We start from the raw sequence: 15,285 nt of genomic DNA, 5'->3' as shown, positions 1-15,285 counted from the left end.
CGCGCATCGGGCATCTCCCCGTTCCGTGTGTGGTGGGCCCACGCCCGCCACCGGAGGGGCAGACTCGCGCTCGGCGTGACGACGACCGAGGAGGAGACGGACGGATGAGCGATCTCGACGTGGACGTCGTGGTGATCGGGGCCGGCCCGGTGGGCGAGAACGTCGCCGGCCGTGCTCAGCAGCAGGGGCTCTCCGCGGCGGTCGTCGAGGACCGGCTGGTCGGGGGCGAGTGCTCCTACTACGCGTGCATCCCGTCGAAGGCGCTGCTGCGCCCGGTCGACCTGCTCGCGGCGGCGCAGCGCATGCCCGGCGTCGAGGCCGGCCCGATCGACGTCGCGAAGGTCCTGGAGCGCCGCGACCAGTTCGCCGCCCCGGACGACTCCGGCCAGGCCGACTGGCTCTCCGGCGCCGGCATCACGCTGCTGCGCGGGCGCGGACGGCTCACCGGCGAGCGCGCCGTGGAGGTCACCCACCACGACGGCACCACGACCTCGGTCGGAGCCCGGTACGTCGTCGTCGCCACCGGGTCGGTGCCGGCCGCGCCGCCGGTCGACGGCCTGGACACGGTGAACGCCTGGACCAATCAGGAGGCCACCCAGGTCAAGGAGATCCCGGCGTCGCTGCTGATCCTCGGCGGCGGCGTGGTCGGGGTCGAGATGGCGACGGTCTACCAGCGCCTCGGCGCGCAGGTCACGCTCGTCCAGCACGGGGACCGGCTCCTGCCGACCACCGAGCCGGAGGCGGGGCGCCGCGTGCAGGCCGCGCTCGAGGCCGACGGCGTCGACGTGCGGCTCTCCACCTCGATGACCGCGGTCCGGCGGGACGGCCCGGACGTCGTCGCGACGCTCGGCGACGGGTCCGAGGTGCGCGGCGCCGAGCTGCTCGTGGCCGCCGGGCGCCGGCCCGCGACCTCCGACATCGGGCTCGACACGGTCGGGCTCGAGCCCGGCACCCGCCTCGCGGCCGACGACGCGACGACGGTGCTCGGCGACTGGCTCTACGCGGTCGGCGACGCCTCCACGGGCGCCCAGCTCACGCACATGGGCAAGTACCAGGCGCGGATCTGCGGCGACGTCATCGTCGCCCGTTCCCGCGGCCAGGAGCTCGGCGGCCGGTACTCCCACCACGCCACCACGGCCGAGCACACCGCCGTACCGCAGGTGATCTTCACCGACCCGCAGGTGGCGAGCGTGGGCCACACCGAGGCGTCGGCGGGCCGGGCCGGGCTGTCGGTGCGGACGGTGAGCTACGAGATCGGGAACGTCGCCGGCGCCGCGCTGCAGGCCGACGGGTACGACGGCGTCGCCACGCTCGTCGTCGACACCGACCGCGGCGTGATCGTCGGCGCGACCTTCATCGGCCAGGACGTCGCGGACATGGTGCACGCGGCGACGATCGCGGTCGTCGGCGAGGTGCCGCTCGAGCGCCTCTGGCACGCCGTGCCCTCGTTCCCCACCATGAGCGAGGTCTGGCTGCGCCTGCTCGAGACCTACGGGCTGTAGAGGAGCCGAGAGTCGTGATCTTCATCGTGATCAGCATCGAGGTCCGTCCCGACCGGCGTGACACGTTCCTTGAGGGCATCCGGCGCTACAGCGCCCGGGTGCGCGAGGAGCCCGGCAACCTGCACTTCACCTGCTACGAGAGCGTCGAGGGCGGCGACGAGTTCGTCGTGGTGGCGAACTACCGCGACCAGGCCGCGGGCGAGGCCCACGTGTCCTCGGCCCACGCCCAGTGGTTCTTCGGCTGGCTCCTGTCGGTGGTCGCGCGCGTCCCGAAGATCGTCTACCAGGAGCTGCCCGCGGGCGTGGACTGGTCGGAGATGGGCGAGGTCGCCGCGCACATGTGAGTGCCGCTCGTAGGCTCACGGCATGTCGTCCCCGACGCCGTCCGAGCCCCCTGCCGACCTGCGCGCCGCGGTGGACGCGGTGCTCCCCGACGCCCGCGCCGACCTCGAGGCGCTGGTGCGCATCCCGAGCATCTGGGCCGACCCGGCCCACGCGGAGGACACCCGGCGCTCGGCCGACGCGGTCGCCACGCTCGCGCGGGGGGCCGGGGCGCAGCGCGTCGACGTCATCGCCGCCGAGGGGGGCGCGCCCGCCGTCGTCGCGCACTGGCCGGCTCCCGGTGACGCCCCGACCGTCATGCTCTACGCCCACCACGACGTCCAGCCCACCGGTGGCGACGAGCTGTGGACCACGGCGCCGTTCGAGCCCCACGAGCGCGACGGCCGCCTGTACGGGCGCGGGGCCGCCGACGACAAGGCCGGCGTGATGACCCACCTCGCCACCCTGCGGGCCTTCGACGGCCGACCGCCGGTGGGCGTGCTGCTGTTCGTCGAGGGCGAGGAGGAGTCCGGGTCGCCGACGCTGCCCGCCCTGCTCGCCGAGCACCGCGACTCCCTCGCGGCCGACGTCATCGTGATCGCCGACGCCGCCAACCCCGCCGTCGACGTCCCCGCGCTCACCACGAGCCTGCGTGGTCTGGCGAACATCGTCGTCGAGGTCTCGATGCTCGAGCGCGCGGTGCACTCCGGGATGTTCGGCGGCCCCGCGGGCGACGCCCTGACCGCCCTGTGCCGCCTGCTTGCGACGCTGCACGACGACAAGGGCGAGGTCGCCGTTGCGGGCCTGACGGTCGGGTCGTCAGCCACACCCGATCCGGGGGCGCCCGACATCGAGGCGGACACCTTCCGCGGCGACGCGGGGCTGCTCGACGGCGTGGAGCTCCTCGGCACCGGGACGATCACGGAGCGCCTCGCCCACAAGCCGGCGATCGCCGTGCTCGGCATCGACGCGCCGGCCGTGGTCGGGTCGGCGAACATCCTGCTCCCGCGCGCCCGCGCGATGGTCAGCGTCCGTCTCGCGCCCGGTGACGAGAGCGGGCGCGCCGTCGAGGCCGTCACCGAGCACCTGCGTCGCCACGTCCCGTGGGGCGCCCACCTCGACGTCTCCACGCGCGCCAGCGGCGAGCCCTTCGCGCTCGAGGCCACCGGCGACGTCTACGACCTCGCCCGCGACGCGCTGGCCGCCGCGTTCGGCCACGGCACGATCGAGATGGGCATGGGCGGCACGATCCCGTTCATCGCGGAGTTCGCGCGGACCTTCCCCGGCGCGGCGGTGCTGGTCACCGGCGTCGGCGACCCGGCCAGCCGCTGGCACGGCGTCGACGAGAGCCTCCACCTGGGGATGTTCGGGCGCTGCGTGCTCGCCGAGGCGATGCTGCTGCGCTCCCTCGCGCCCGGCAGTCGCTGAAGGGTCAGCCGGCGGCCGTGACGGTGCCGGTGACGGGGCCCAGCGCGATCGTCCGGCCTCCGGGCCCCGGCGCCCGGGCGGTGATGGTGACCTCGTCCCCGTCGGCGAGGAAGGTGCGTCGGCTCCCGTCGGGGAGCGTGAGCGGCTCACGGCCGCCCCAGCTCAGCTCGAGCAGCGACCCGTACTCGTCGGGTTCCGGACCGCTGACCGTCCCGCTGGCGAAGAGGTCGCCGGGTCGCGTCGGCGCCCCGTTGGACGTCAGGTGGGCGAGCTGCTGGGCGGCGGTCCAGTAGGTGGTCCGGAACGGCGGACGGGAGATCACGTACCCGTCGAGACGGACCTCGAGGGCGAGGTCCAGGGCGGCGTCCCCGGGGTCGACGAGGTGGGGCAGCAGCGGCACGTCGCGCGGGGGCGGGTCGGTGCGCGCGTGCTCGAGCGCCGCCCACGGCACCACCCACGCCGAGATCGAGGTCGCGAACGACTTGCCGAGGAACGGGCCCAGCGGCACGTACTCCCAGGCCTGCACGTCGCGGGCGGACCAGTCGTTCACCAGCACCACCCCGAAGAGGTGGTCGGCGGCCTCGCCGACCGGGATCGGCTCCCCGAGCGCGCTGTGCCCGCCGACCACGAACCCGACCTCGGCCTCGATGTCGAGGCGCTCGGTCGGCCCGAACGTCGGCGGCCCGTCGTCGGTCCGGCGCTGCCCGGACGGCCGGCGCACGGGCGTGCCCGAGACGACGACCGACCCGGCCCGCCCGTGGTACGCGACGGGCAGGTGCTTCCAGTTCGGCGCGAGGGGCGGCGACCCGGGACGCAGGATGCGCCCGACGTTCGCGGCGTGGTGCTCGCTCGCGTAGAAGTCGACGTAGTCGCCGACGGTGAAGGGCAGGTGCATCGTCACCGCGTCGCGCCGGTGGTGCAGCGGTCGCGGTGAGCGGGCGGCGCGCCACCCGGGAGATCCCAGCCAGCCGGTGAGGGCCTCGCGCACCCGACGCCACAGGGCCGGGGTCCCGGCGAGCAGCGGGTCCAGCGAGGGCACGTCGAGGACGTCGTCCAGCGCCGACCCGTGGGCCGCGGCGAGGGCGCCGACGTCGATCACCTCGTCGCCGAGGGCCACGCCGAGCCGGCGGCCGTCGCCGGCGTCGAAGACGCCGTAGGGCAGGTTGTCGAGCCCCCAGCCGTCGTCCGGGGTCACTGCGCCGGTCCGCGACCCGCCCAGGTCCACGCGTAGCGGCCGTCGTCGGACGCGACCCCGCCCTCGCCCAGATCGAGGGGACGGAACGTGTCGACCATGACCGCGAGCTCGTCGAACGACTCCGCACCGAGGGACCGTTCGACGGCGCCCGGCTGCGGGCCGTGCGAGTGGCCGCCGGGGTGCAGGCTCACCGAGCCCTGCCCGATGCCCGAGCCCTTGCGGGCCTCGTAGTCGCCGCCGCAGTAGAACATGACCTCGTCGGAGTCGACGTTGGAGTGGTAGTAGGGCACCGGCACCGACAGCGGGTGGTAGTCGACCTTGCGGGGCACGAAGTTGCAGATCACGAAGCCGGCGCCCTCGAAGACCTGGTGCACCGGCGGGGGCTGGTGCACCCGCCCGGTGATCGGCTCGAAGTCGGCCACGGCGAACGTGTACGGGTAGAGGCAGCCGTCCCAGCCGACGACGTCGAACGGGTGGGTCGGCACGACGTAGCGGGTGCCGGTGACGCCGCCGCGGGAGTCGCGGTGCTTCACGAACACCTCGACGTCCGCGTGGAGCTCGTCGGCGACCAGCGGCCCGTCCGGCCCCTGGATGTCGCGCTCGCAGTAGGGCGCCGTCTCGAGGAACTGGCCGTAGCGCGACAGGTACCGGGCGGGCGGCGCGATGTGCGAGTTGGCCTCGATCACGTAGCAGCGCAGCGGCTCGTCGCCGCGCGGGAGCCAGCGGTGGGTGGTCGCGCGGGGGAGGAGCACGTAGTCGCCGCCGGTGACCGGGAGCGTGCCGAAGACCGTCTCGACCACGCCCTGCCCGGACTCGACGTAGACGCACTCGTCGCCGACCGCGTTGCGGTAGAGCGGCGACGTCTCCCCGGCGACGACGTAGGAGATGCGGACGTCCGCGTTCCCGAGCACGAGCCGCCGGCTCGTCACGGGGTCGGCGGCCTTCCACTCCTGGCCGGGGAAGAGGCCGTGCAGGTCGAGGTGCCGCGGCAGCAGCGGCTGGTTCGTCGTCGTGGTGAGGTCGCCGGGCGTCCACGGGGTCGCGTCGACGATCGCCGAGGGGATCGCGAGGTGGTAGAGGATCGAGGAGTCCGAGCTGAAGCCCTCCTCGCCCATGACCTCCTCGGCGTGCAGGGCTCCGGAGGAGTGCCGGTGCTGGGTGTGGCGCTTCGGGGGCACGTCCCCGACCCGTCGGTAGTACATGGGCTCCTCCTGGTCACCAGCGCAGTGGCAGACGCGTCAGGCCGTTGATGAAGTTCGACGTCAGCCGCCGCGGGGCGCCGTCGAGCTCGACCTCGGGCAGCAGGTCGAGGAACGCGGTGAAGAACTCCCGCATCTGCAGGCGCGCGAACTGCGCGCCCAGGCAGAGGTGCGGGCCCTGGCCGAACGCGAGGTGGTCGCAGGGGTCGCGGGCGACGTCGAAGCGGAACGGGTCGGCGAAATGGCGTTCGTCGTGGTGCGCGGACACGTGGTAGACGACGACCTTGTCGCCCGCCGCGATCTCGACCCCGCCCAGCGTCGTGTCCCGCCCGGCGGTGCGGCGGAAGGTCAGCACCGGCGGGTGCCAGCGCAGCATCTCCTCGAGCGCGCCCGGCAGCAGCGAGCGATTCCCGCGCAGGCGGCGGTACTGCTCGGGGTGCTCGACGAGCGCCAGGACGCCACCGGGCAGCGCGGAGCGCACGGTGTCGTTGCCGGCGATGGTGAGCAGGAAGAAGAACATCTGCAGCTCGGTGTCGTCGAGCGACTCCCCGTCGACCCGGGCCTCGACGAGTGCGGTCATGACGTCGTCGGCGGGGTGGCGACGCTTGTGGTCGGCCAGCTCGCCCGCGTAGGCGAACATCTCGGCGAGCATCGCCGGCGACCGCGGGTTCACCGGCCGCCCGCGCTCGTCGCGGACGACCTGCGCGTGCTCGTCGTCCTGGTAGCCGATCACGCGGTTGGTCCACTCGAGCAGCAGGTGCCGGTCGGACTCCGGCACGCCCATGAGCTCGGCGAGGTTGGCCAGCGGGAAGTCGTCGGTGACCTGGCGGGGCAGATCGCACACTCCAGCGCCGGCCACGTCCGCCAGCAGGCCGCGGGCCCGGGCGGCGACGTCGTCGGTGAAGCGCTCGAGACGCCGCCGCGTGAACGCGGCCGTCACGAGCTTCCGCAGCCGCTGGTGCTCCGGCGGGTCCATGTTGAGGATCATGCGGCGGATGAACGGCAGGTCCTCGGGCTCGGGATCGCGGATCTGGGTCGCGCCCCGTGCCGAGCTGAAGACCTCCGGGGTGCGCAGGACGTACCGGACGTCGTCGTAGCGCGTGACGGCCCAGAAGCCGGGACCCGCGGGCCAGTCGCCGACGGCGTGCTCGTCCTGCCAGGCCACCGGCCGCTCGTCGCGCAGCCGCCGCAGCGCCTCGTGCGGCACGCCGCGGGCGAAGACGGCCGGATCGAAGACGTCGTCCTCCGCACCCAGGCGCGTCATCCCCGACCTCCCCGGTCCCGGTCGGGACGGCGCCCCCGTAGGGCGCCGACCCCCTGCGTCAGCCGGTCCCGCAGGACGGTCTACCACGGGGACGACGGCTGCAACCAGGGTCGCGATCGGAGCCTCCCCGCCCGCCCGGCAGGGCCGTTCGGCGCTCGCCGGGGGCCGTCGCGGCGGGCTACGTTCCGCTCCTGATCGCTCGACGCGAGGAGCACCGGGATGGCCCAGCCGGCGACCGCTGACGACCTGGCCCTGCTCGACGCGTACTGGCGGGCGGCGAACTACCTCTCGGTCGGGCAGATCTACCTGCTGGACAACCCGTTGCTGCGGGAACCGCTGCGCCCGGAGCACGTCAAGCCGCGGCTGCTGGGCCACTGGGGCACGACCCCGGGTCTCAACCTCCTCTACGCGCACATGAACAGGGCGATCCGGCAGCGGGACCTGGACACGCTGTACGTGACCGGGCCCGGGCACGGCGGGCCGGGGCTCGTCGCGAACGCGTACCTGGAGGGCACCTACAGCGAGGTCTACTCGAGCCTCGGCGAGGACGTCGACGGCATGCGGGCGCTGTTCCGGCAGTTCTCCTTCCCGGGCGGGATCCCCAGCCACGTCGCGCCGGAGACGCCGGGCTCGATCCACGAGGGCGGCGAGCTCGGCTACGCGCTCGTGCACGCCTACGGCGCGGTGTTCGACAACCCGGACCTGCTGGCGCTGTGCGTCGTCGGCGACGGCGAGGCGGAGACCGGGCCGCTCGCCGCGAGCTGGCACTCGAACAAGTTCCTCGACCCGCGCCGCGACGGCGTCGTGCTGCCCGTGCTGCACCTCAACGGCTACAAGATCGCCAACCCGACGGTGCTCGCCCGCATCCCCGACGCCGAGCTCGCGTCTCTGCTGCGCGGCTACGGCCACACGCCGCACTTCGTCGTCGGCGACGAGCCGTCCGCCGTGCACCAGGAGCTGGCCGCCACCCTCGACACCGTCCTGGACGACATCGCGGCCCTCAAGGCCGATCCGGGCTCCACGCGCCCCGCCTGGCCGATGATCGTGCTGCGGACGCCCAAGGGCTGGACGGGGCCGAAGGAGGTCGACGGGAAGCAGGTGGAGGGCACCTTCCGCTCCCACCAGGTCCCGCTCGCGGGCACGCGCACCGACCGCCGGCACCGGGCCCAGCTCGAGGAGTGGATGCGCAGCTACCGGCCCGAGGAGCTCTTCGACGCCGAGGGCCGCCTCGTCCCGGAGCTCCGCGCGCTCGCGCCCGAGGGGACCCGGCGGATGAGCGCCAACCCGCACGCGAACGGCGGCCGCCTCCTCCGGGACCTCGCGATGCCGGATTTCCGGGACTACGCCGTCCCGGTGGAGAAGCCGGCCGCGTCGACGAGCGAGGCGACCACCGTCCTGGGCGAGTTCCTCCGGGACATCGTCGCCCGCAACGACGACCGCTTCCGGCTCTTCGGGCCCGACGAGGTCGCGTCCAACCGGCTGCAGGCGGCGTTCGAGGTGACCGACCGGGCCTGGAACGCCAGCGTGGTCGACGGGGACGACCACCTCGCCCCCGGCGGCCGGGTGATGGAGATCCTCTCCGAGCACCTGTGCCAGGGTTGGCTCGAGGGCTACCTGCTGACCGGACGGCACGGGCTGTTCACCAGCTACGAGGCGTTCGTCCACATCGTCGACTCGATGCTCAACCAGCACGCCAAGTGGCTCAAGACGACCCTCGGCATCCCGTGGCGCGCCCCGATCGCGTCCCTGAACTACCTGCTCTCCTCCCACGTCTGGCGTCAGGACCACAACGGGTTCTCGCACCAGGACCCGGGCTTCCTGGACCACGTGATCAACAAAAAGGCGGAGATCGTCCGGGTCTACCTCCCGCCGGACACCAACACCCTGCTGTCGGTGGGCGACCACTGCCTGCGCAGCAGGCACTACATCAACGTCATCGTCGCGGGGAAGCAGCCGCAGCTCACCTACCTGACGATGGACCAGGCGATCGCCCACTGCATCCGGGGCGTCGGCATCTGGGAGTGGGCCGGGAACACCGAGGGCGAGCCGGACGTCGTCCTCGCGTGCGCGGGGGACATCCCGACCCTGGAGACCCTCGCCGCGGCGAAGCTGCTGCGCGAGCACAGCCCGGAGCTCAAGGTGCGGGTGGTGAACGTGGTCGACCTGATGCGGCTACAGCCCGCGAGCGAGCACCCGCACGGCATGTCGGAGAAGGACTTCGACGCGCTCTTCACCCCGGACAAGCCGGTCATCTTCGCCTTCCACGGCTACCCGTGGCTCATCCACCGGCTCACCTACTCCCGGAGCAACCACCACAACCTGCACGTGCGTGGCTACAAGGAGGAGGGCACGACGACCACGCCCTTCGACATGGTGATGCTCAACGACCTGGACCGTTTCCACCTGGTCATGGACGTCATCGACCGGGTCCCGGCGCTCGGCAGCAACGCCGCGGTCCTCCGCCAGCGCATGGAGGACGCCCGGCTCGCCGCCCGCCGCTACACCCGCGAGCACGGCGAGGACGACCCGGCGATCTCCGGGTGGACCTGGGAGTGAGCCGGGTCCTCGTCGTCAACGCCGGCTCGTCCAGCCTCAAGCTGCGCCTGCTCGGCGGAGACGACACCGTCGAGCAGGCGGCGGACGTCGAGGCGGGGCCGGACGGGTTGGCCGGCGACGACCTGACGGCCCTGCTCCACGGCTGGGCGACGCCCGACGCGGTGGGCCACCGGGTCGTCCACGGCGGCACCCGGTTCACCCGGCCCACCGTGATCGACGCGCAGGTCCGGCACGCCCTCGAGGAGCTCGGCTCCCTCGCGCCGCTGCACCAGCCGAAGTCCCTCGCCGGGCTCGACGCCGTGTCCCGGCTCCTGCCGGACGTGCCCGCGGTCGCCTGCTTCGACACCGCCTTCCACGCCACGATCCCCGACGCCGCCGCGACCTACGCCGTCCCGTCGGAGTGGCGGGAGCGCTACGCGATCCGCCGGTACGGCTTCCACGGGCTCTCCCACGGCTACTGCGCCGGGCGGGTGGCCGAGCTGACCGGGCGGACCGACCAGCGGGTGGTCACCTGCCACCTCGGCGCCGGGGCGTCCCTCGCCGCGGTGGTGGACGGCCGCAGCGTCGACACGACCATGGGTTTCACCCCGCTCGAGGGCCTGATCATGGCCACCCGCTCCGGGAGCGTCGATCCCGGGCTCGTCCTCTGGCTGGAGGAGCACGAGGGTCTCGCCCCGCACGAGATCGCGACGGCGCTCGAGACCCGGTCCGGGCTGTCCGCGCTCGCCGGGACGGCGGACATGCGCGAGATCGTCGCCGCGGTGGCGCGGGACGAGCCGGACGCGACGCTCGCGCTCGACGTCTACCTGCACCGCCTGGTGGGTGGCATCGCCTCGATGGCCGCCGCGGCCGGCGGCCTCGACGTCCTGGCGTTCACCGGCGGGGTGGGCGAGAGGGCGCCCCTCGTGCGGCGCCGCGCCGCCGAGCGGCTCGCCTTCCTCGGCGTGGACGTCGACGAGGCGAGGAACGACGCCGCCGACGGCGACACCGACATCGGGGCCGCGGGCGCCCCGGTGGCGTCGTTCGTGGTGGCCGCCCGCGAGGACCTGGCGATCGCCGCGGGGACCCGCGCCGCGCTCGTCGGCTGAGTCCGCCCCGGGTCGCGGACCGATCAGGTTTCCGCCCCGCGCCCGTCGGTACCTGTGAGATCGACCCACGGGAGGCGGGCACGATGCGCAAACTGATCTACGGCATGAACGTGACACTGGACGGCTACATCGCCGCGCCCGGCGACGATCTGGGCTGGAGTGGGGGAGACGGGCCGGACTCGTCGCCGAACGACGAGCTGTTCCGGTGGTGGTCCGACCGGGTGGATGCGACGGGCCTGGCGCTGTACGGGCGCAAGCTGTGGGAGGAGATGAGCTCGTCCTGGCCGACGGCCGACGAGCAGCCGGACGCCACACCGGCCGTGATCGAGTTCGCGCGACGCTGGCGGGCCATGCCGAAGGTGGTGTTCTCCTCCACGATCGACGAGGTCGAGGGGAACACCCGCCTGGTCACCGGCGACGCGGTCGCCGAGATCGCCCGGCTCAAGGCCGAGGACGGCGGCCCCATGGACATCTGCGGGGCGACGCTCGCGGGGGCGGCCATGCGGTCCGGGCTGATCGACGAGTACGCGATCGTCACCCACCCGGTCCTCGTGGGCGGCGGCACGCCGTTCTTCACGACCCTGGACAGCTGGGTGAACCTGGATCTGGTCGAGACGCGGACGTTCCCCGGCGGCGTGCTGCTGACCCGGTACGAGACGAGGAGATGATCACAGCGTCGGGGGCAGGTCCAACCATGGTGCGGCGGCGGCGTCGAACCCGATGAGCTCGGCGATCTCCCCGTCGACGACGCGCAGGACCGCGAGGGCGAACAACCGGTACTCCGGCGCGTCGGGGGTGCGGAGGTACAGCACGGCGGCAGGCATGCGGTTGACCGTCGTGGTGACGCCGCGCCAGTCGTCGTGGCCGCGCTCGAAGAGCCCGCCGGAGACCCAGCCGTCCACCGCGTCCTCGGCCGTCATGAGCACGGGGCCCAGCTCGGGCAGCATCGCGAAGCGCAGGTCCTTGCGCAGCAGGGACGTCAGCCCCTCGAGGTCGTTGCGCTCGTGGGCGTCGATGTACGACGCCACCACGGCGCGCTCGTCGTCCGACAGCTCGTGGGTGGCGGGGCTCCGCCAGTCGAGGCGGCGGTCGGGAAGCTGCTCGCGCATCGTCACGCGCGCCCGCTGCAGCGCGCTGGTCACCGAGGCGAGGGTCAGCTCCAGGGCGTCGGCGGCCGTGGACGCCGGCCAGCCGAGGACGTCGCGCAGGATGAGCACCGCCCGCTGCCGCGGCGGCAGGTGCTGGACGGCGACGATGAACGCCAGCTCGATCGTCTCCCGCGCCACCACCGCTTCCTGCGGGTCCTCGGGGAGCATCCGGTCGGGGTACGGCTGCAGGTACAGCAGCTCGGAGGCGGGGTCCACGAGCTCCGCCGGGACGGGTGTGCGGTCGTTGCGCTTCTCCAGGAAGTCGAGGCAGGCGTTGGTCGCGATCCGGTACAGCCAGGTCCGCAGCGCGGCGTGGCCCCGGAACGACTCCCGCTTGTTCCAGGCCCGCAGGAACGTCTCCTGCGTCAGGTCCTGGGCGTCCTCGTAGTTCGCGAGCATCCGGTAGCAGTGCACCTGCAGCTCGCGCCGGTGGCGCTCCGTCAGGGACGCGAACCGCGCCGCGTCGCCCGAGCGGACCGCCGCGAGCACCGCGGCCTCGTCGGCGCCCGATGGTCCGGCGTCGGTCATGGTCGTCGATCCTTCCACCGGGGTCAGGGGCTACGAGGACCGACGACGTGGCGGCCGATTCCTGATCGGTTCCGGGGTCACCCTCGGGGAGACGCCACACCCATGGTCTCGACGGCCCGGCGCCGCGCCAGCGCCAGCACGGCGGTCACGTAGACCACCATCCCGAGCGTCGAGATGACGAACACCCCGGCTCCGACCTCGGTGTAGTCGGCGATGGAGCCGGTCGCGCCGTAGGCGGCCGAAACGACCCAGCTCACGGCGTTGTGGACCAGGTGCAGAGCCAGGGCCGCCTCCAGGCCGCCGGTGCGCAGGGTCACGACCGAGAGCGCGACCGCGAACACCACGAGGTCGGCGAAGCCCCACGCGCTCGCCGTCGCACCCTCGTGGACCAGCGCGAACAGGACAGCACTCACGGCGACGCCGGGCCACGGGATGCGGACGACGGCGCCGAACGTCTGCACGATCCAGCCCCGGAACAGGTACTCCTCGGCCGCGACCTGGAACGGTGTGAGCACCAGGGCCACGACGGCGACCCCGAGGAACGACGACCAGCCCGCGAAGGTGCCCTCGGTCGGGTCGACGAGCTCGCCCACCAGACCGGCGAGAACCGACACCGCGAGCGCGGGGACCAGGCACACGGCGAGCCAGCCCCCGCGCAGGCGCCCGGTGACCGACGACAGCGTCCCGGGCCGCCGCCGCTCCACGAACCGCACGACCAGCAGCACCGCGGGCAGGGCGGCGGCGACGGTCACCAAGGTGACCGCGGCCGACCAGCCGGGGTCGGTCGGGAGGGCGTCGGCGTCGAGGGGGATTCCCGCGATCACCGAGGCCAGGCCGGACGTGAACCCGACCACGAGCACGAACAGCAGGCCCACGACGACGACCGACAGCAGCGCCAGCGGACCGTGGTACCAGCGGCGGCCCGCCGTCCGGGCGAGGTGGTCGTAGGTCGGCGGGACCGGTGCGACCGAGGGGGTGCCGACGGGGACGTCGTCGTCCGGAGCCGGTGTCGGTGGGGCGGGCAGGTGCGTCGTCATGGTGGTCCTCCGACGAGGTGCAGTACGGCACGGTGGCGGGCGTGACGCCCTGCACCCAGGGTCGACCGGTACTCCGACGCGGTCTGTGGCGTCGCGGCGCGAGTTCCGTGGCCGGACGACAAGCCTTGTGTCACCGGAAGGAGAGGTCTCCGGTCGACCGGGGCGGTGGTCGGGGGCGACCTCCGGTGAGGCGATCGGCGCCGTGCTCCTCGCCCGCGTCGCCGCTCGGGGGAGGCGGTGATGGAGACACTCGGACCCCAGACAGCAACCTGCCGGTGATGTCGCTGTGCCCGCAGGGTGTCCGTTGCCCGAGGACTGTGACGCGGAGGACGGGACACCTGGCGAGCCGGCCGGCTGCCTCACCCGCGGATTCCGTTAGGCAGGAAGGCCAGCCATGCGTGTGCCACTGACGGTCAATGACTTCCTGTACCGGGCGGAGGCCGTCAGCGCGAACGCCGTCGCTGTCGTCGACGAGCCCGTCCAGCCCGGGGCTCCGGTGCGGACGATGACGTACGCCGACCTGCTCATGCGCGTCCGCGCCTGGCAAGCCGGCCTGGACGGGCTCGGCGTCGGCGAGGGCGAGCGGGTCGCCGTCGTGAGCCACAACGCCACGAGGCTGCTCGAACTGATGTACGCGGTGCCGTCCAGCGGGCGGGTCTGCGTCCCCGTGAACTTCCGCCTGCGCGCCGAGGAAGTCGACTACATCGTCCGACAGTCCGGAGCGTCGGCACTGTTCGTCGACCCAGAGCTCGACGAGCCGCTCAAGACGGTTCAGGCCCCGCACCGGTTCGTGCTGGGTGGGGAGACCGACGAGCACGTGATGCGGTTCGATGTCGTACCCCGCGCATGGTCGGACCCGCAGGAGGACGCGACGGCGACGATCAACTACACCTCGGGAACGACGGCTCGTCCCAAGGGTGTCCAGATCACGCACCGCAACATCTGGGTCAACGCCATGAGCTTCGGCATGCACCTTCGCCTCTGGGAACGCGACGTCTACCTGCACACGCTTCCCATGTTCCACGCCAACGGATGGGGATTGCCGTACCCGCTGGCCGGGCTCGGTGCCAAGCAGGTGGTGCTGCGCAAGGTGGACGGTGCCGAGGTTCTTCGCCGCGTGGACGAGCACGGTGTCACGGTGATGTGCGGAGCCCCCGTGTGTGGAACGCGGTGCTCGCCGCTGCCGCCACGTGGGACGGCGACGTCCCCGGCCGGGGACGCGTACGAATCGTGTGCGCCGGCGCGCCGCCGCCGACGCGGATGATCCAGCGCATCGACGAGGAACTGGGCTGGGAGTTCCTTCAGATTTATGGGCTGACCGAGACGTCGCCGATCGTCAGCTTCAACCGGACGCGGCCGGCCGACGTTGCACTTCCCGGTGGGGAACGTGCACACCAGTTGGGACGCGCCGGTGCACCGGCACTCGGCGTGCAGATGACGATCTCCGACGTCGGGGAGGTGCTCGTCCGTTCGAACGTCGTCCTGGACCGCTACTGGGAGAACCCCGACGCCACGTCCGAGGCGCTGGCGAGCGGGTGGTTCCACACCGGCGACGGCGGCACGATCGACGATGAAGGCCACCTGACGATCTCGGACAGGAAGAAAGATGTGATCATCACCGGCGGGGAGAACGTGTCGTCGATCGAGGTCGAGGACTGCATCTCCCACCTGGCCGAGGTCGCCGAAGTGGCCGTGATCGGCGTGCCCGATGAGAAGTGGGGTGAGACGATCAAGGCACTCGTTGTCCGAACACCAGGCACCGAGATCGGCGAGCAAGACGTCGTCGCCCACTGCAAACAACGCCTGGCAGGGTTCAAGGCCCCTACAACAGTCGAGTTCCGCGACGCCATCCCCCGCACGGCAACCGGGAAGGTGCAGAAGTTCCGGCTTCGCGAGCCCTATTGGGGCGGTCACCGACGTGGCGTGAACTGACCGGAGGTGTTGGTCAGGCGAGTGATGGGGCGGGCTTGTCGTCGTGGGTCGGGTCGGTGAGGGGGAGGTCCGACGACGCGGTCGTGC

12 protein-coding genes and 1 pseudogene are annotated in these 15,285 nt (G+C 72.8%); 8 read left to right on the top strand and 5 right to left on the bottom strand.

Annotation, left to right across the window (positions count from 1 at the left end; translation table 11 throughout):
• The first annotated feature begins 104 nt into the window (after positions 1–104).
• The 3 genes from OG774_RS13465 to OG774_RS13455 are packed head-to-tail and all read left to right on the top strand — an operon-like array spanning position 105 to position 3,251.
• Positions 105–1,502, top strand: coding sequence for a dihydrolipoyl dehydrogenase family protein (locus OG774_RS13465; RefSeq protein ID WP_328310175.1), 1,398 nt, complete (start codon positions 105–107; stop codon positions 1,500–1,502).
• A 14-nt stretch (positions 1,503–1,516) separates the two neighbouring features.
• Entirely contained in the window at positions 1,517–1,846 is a 330-nt protein-coding gene (locus OG774_RS13460; protein ID WP_328310173.1) for a putative quinol monooxygenase, read from the top strand.
• A 22-nt stretch (positions 1,847–1,868) separates the two neighbouring features.
• Positions 1,869–3,251: a dipeptidase gene (locus tag OG774_RS13455; RefSeq protein ID WP_328310171.1), complete on the top strand. Its 1,383-nt coding sequence runs from the start codon at positions 1,869–1,871 to the stop codon at positions 3,249–3,251.
• 4 nt (positions 3,252–3,255) lie between these two features.
• Here the strand turns inward: OG774_RS13455 and fahA are convergent, their stop codons facing one another.
• The 3 genes from fahA to OG774_RS13440 are packed head-to-tail and all read right to left on the bottom strand — an operon-like array spanning position 3,256 to position 6,909.
• A complete protein-coding gene (gene fahA / locus OG774_RS13450; RefSeq protein ID WP_328310169.1) occupies positions 3,256–4,446 on the bottom strand; it encodes a fumarylacetoacetase in 1,191 nt (396 codons plus the stop codon).
• Positions 4,443–5,648 carry a homogentisate 1,2-dioxygenase gene (locus OG774_RS13445; protein ID WP_328310167.1) on the bottom strand — a complete coding sequence of 402 codons (1,206 nt, stop codon included), beginning with the start codon at positions 5,646–5,648 and terminating at the stop codon, positions 4,443–4,445. The genes fahA and OG774_RS13445 overlap by 4 nt, the downstream gene beginning before the upstream one ends.
• A gap of 13 nt (positions 5,649–5,661) precedes the next feature.
• On the bottom strand, positions 5,662–6,909 hold the full coding sequence (locus OG774_RS13440) for a cytochrome P450 (RefSeq protein WP_328310165.1): 1,248 nt from the start codon (positions 6,907–6,909) through the stop codon (positions 5,662–5,664).
• 219 nt (positions 6,910–7,128) lie between these two features.
• On the opposite strand from OG774_RS13440, the gene OG774_RS13435 reads away from it, so the two are divergent.
• From OG774_RS13435 to OG774_RS13425, 3 genes are all read left to right on the top strand, one after another.
• Positions 7,129–9,465 carry a phosphoketolase family protein gene (locus tag OG774_RS13435; protein WP_328310163.1) on the top strand — a complete coding sequence of 779 codons (2,337 nt, stop codon included), beginning with the start codon at positions 7,129–7,131 and terminating at the stop codon, positions 9,463–9,465.
• Positions 9,462–10,553 carry an acetate/propionate family kinase gene (locus OG774_RS13430; RefSeq protein ID WP_328310161.1) on the top strand — a complete coding sequence of 364 codons (1,092 nt, stop codon included), beginning with the start codon at positions 9,462–9,464 and terminating at the stop codon, positions 10,551–10,553. The genes OG774_RS13435 and OG774_RS13430 overlap by 4 nt, the downstream gene beginning before the upstream one ends.
• An 83-nt stretch (positions 10,554–10,636) precedes the next feature.
• On the top strand, positions 10,637–11,221 hold the full coding sequence (locus OG774_RS13425; RefSeq protein ID WP_328310159.1) for a dihydrofolate reductase family protein: 585 nt from the start codon (positions 10,637–10,639) through the stop codon (positions 11,219–11,221).
• On the opposite strand, the gene OG774_RS13420 is transcribed toward OG774_RS13425, so the two are convergent.
• Positions 11,222–12,229 (bottom strand): RNA polymerase subunit sigma-70, encoded by a 1,008-nt coding sequence (locus tag OG774_RS13420; protein ID WP_328310157.1) that lies wholly within the window; start codon positions 12,227–12,229, stop codon positions 11,222–11,224.
• A 77-nt stretch (positions 12,230–12,306) separates the two neighbouring features.
• The gene (locus OG774_RS13415; RefSeq protein ID WP_328310155.1) at positions 12,307–13,266 is read right to left on the bottom strand and encodes a CPBP family intramembrane glutamic endopeptidase; all 960 of its coding nucleotides are present in this window, start codon (positions 13,264–13,266) and stop codon (positions 12,307–12,309) included.
• A gap of 394 nt (positions 13,267–13,660) precedes the next feature.
• Here OG774_RS13415 and OG774_RS13410 point away from each other — a divergent pair.
• Both OG774_RS13410 and OG774_RS29825 read left to right on the top strand, forming a co-directional pair.
• Positions 13,661–14,703 (top strand): annotated as a pseudogene (locus OG774_RS13410) (AMP-binding protein); the annotation flags it as partial.
• A complete protein-coding gene (locus OG774_RS29825) occupies positions 14,701–15,198 on the top strand; it encodes a class I adenylate-forming enzyme family protein (protein WP_442874000.1) in 498 nt (165 codons plus the stop codon). The pseudogene OG774_RS13410 and the gene OG774_RS29825, both read left to right, overlap by 3 nt.
• The last annotated feature ends 87 nt before the right edge of the window (positions 15,199–15,285 follow it).

Origin of the sequence: Actinomycetospora sp. NBC_00405 (assembly GCF_036044095.1) — a bacterium.
In the GTDB taxonomy this organism is placed as follows: Bacteria; Actinomycetota; Actinomycetes; order Mycobacteriales; family Pseudonocardiaceae; genus Actinomycetospora; species Actinomycetospora callitridis.
The sequence above is the reverse complement of the archived record's forward strand: the minus strand, read 5'-3'. Positions and strand labels throughout refer to the sequence as shown.

Bases quoted from the DNA above. Each gene is read 5' to 3' on its own strand.
- OG774_RS13465 (WP_328310175.1), top strand. From the start codon at position 105: ATGAGCGATCTCGACGTGGACGTCGTGGTGATCGGGGCCGGCCCGGTG.
- OG774_RS13455 (WP_328310171.1), top strand. From the start codon at position 1,869: ATGTCGTCCCCGACGCCGTCCGAGCCCCCTGCCGACCTGCGCGCCGCG.
- OG774_RS13445 (WP_328310167.1), bottom strand. From the start codon at position 5,648: ATGTACTACCGACGGGTCGGGGACGTGCCCCCGAAGCGCCACACCCAG.
- OG774_RS13440 (WP_328310165.1), bottom strand. From the start codon at position 6,909: ATGACGCGCCTGGGTGCGGAGGACGACGTCTTCGATCCGGCCGTCTTC.
- OG774_RS13435 (WP_328310163.1), top strand. From the start codon at position 7,129: ATGGCCCAGCCGGCGACCGCTGACGACCTGGCCCTGCTCGACGCGTAC.
- OG774_RS13425 (WP_328310159.1), top strand. From the start codon at position 10,637: ATGCGCAAACTGATCTACGGCATGAACGTGACACTGGACGGCTACATC.
- OG774_RS13420 (WP_328310157.1), bottom strand. From the start codon at position 12,229: ATGACCGACGCCGGACCATCGGGCGCCGACGAGGCCGCGGTGCTCGCG.
- OG774_RS13415 (WP_328310155.1), bottom strand. From the start codon at position 13,266: ATGACGACGCACCTGCCCGCCCCACCGACACCGGCTCCGGACGACGAC.
- OG774_RS29825 (WP_442874000.1), top strand. From the start codon at position 14,701: ATGACGATCTCCGACGTCGGGGAGGTGCTCGTCCGTTCGAACGTCGTC.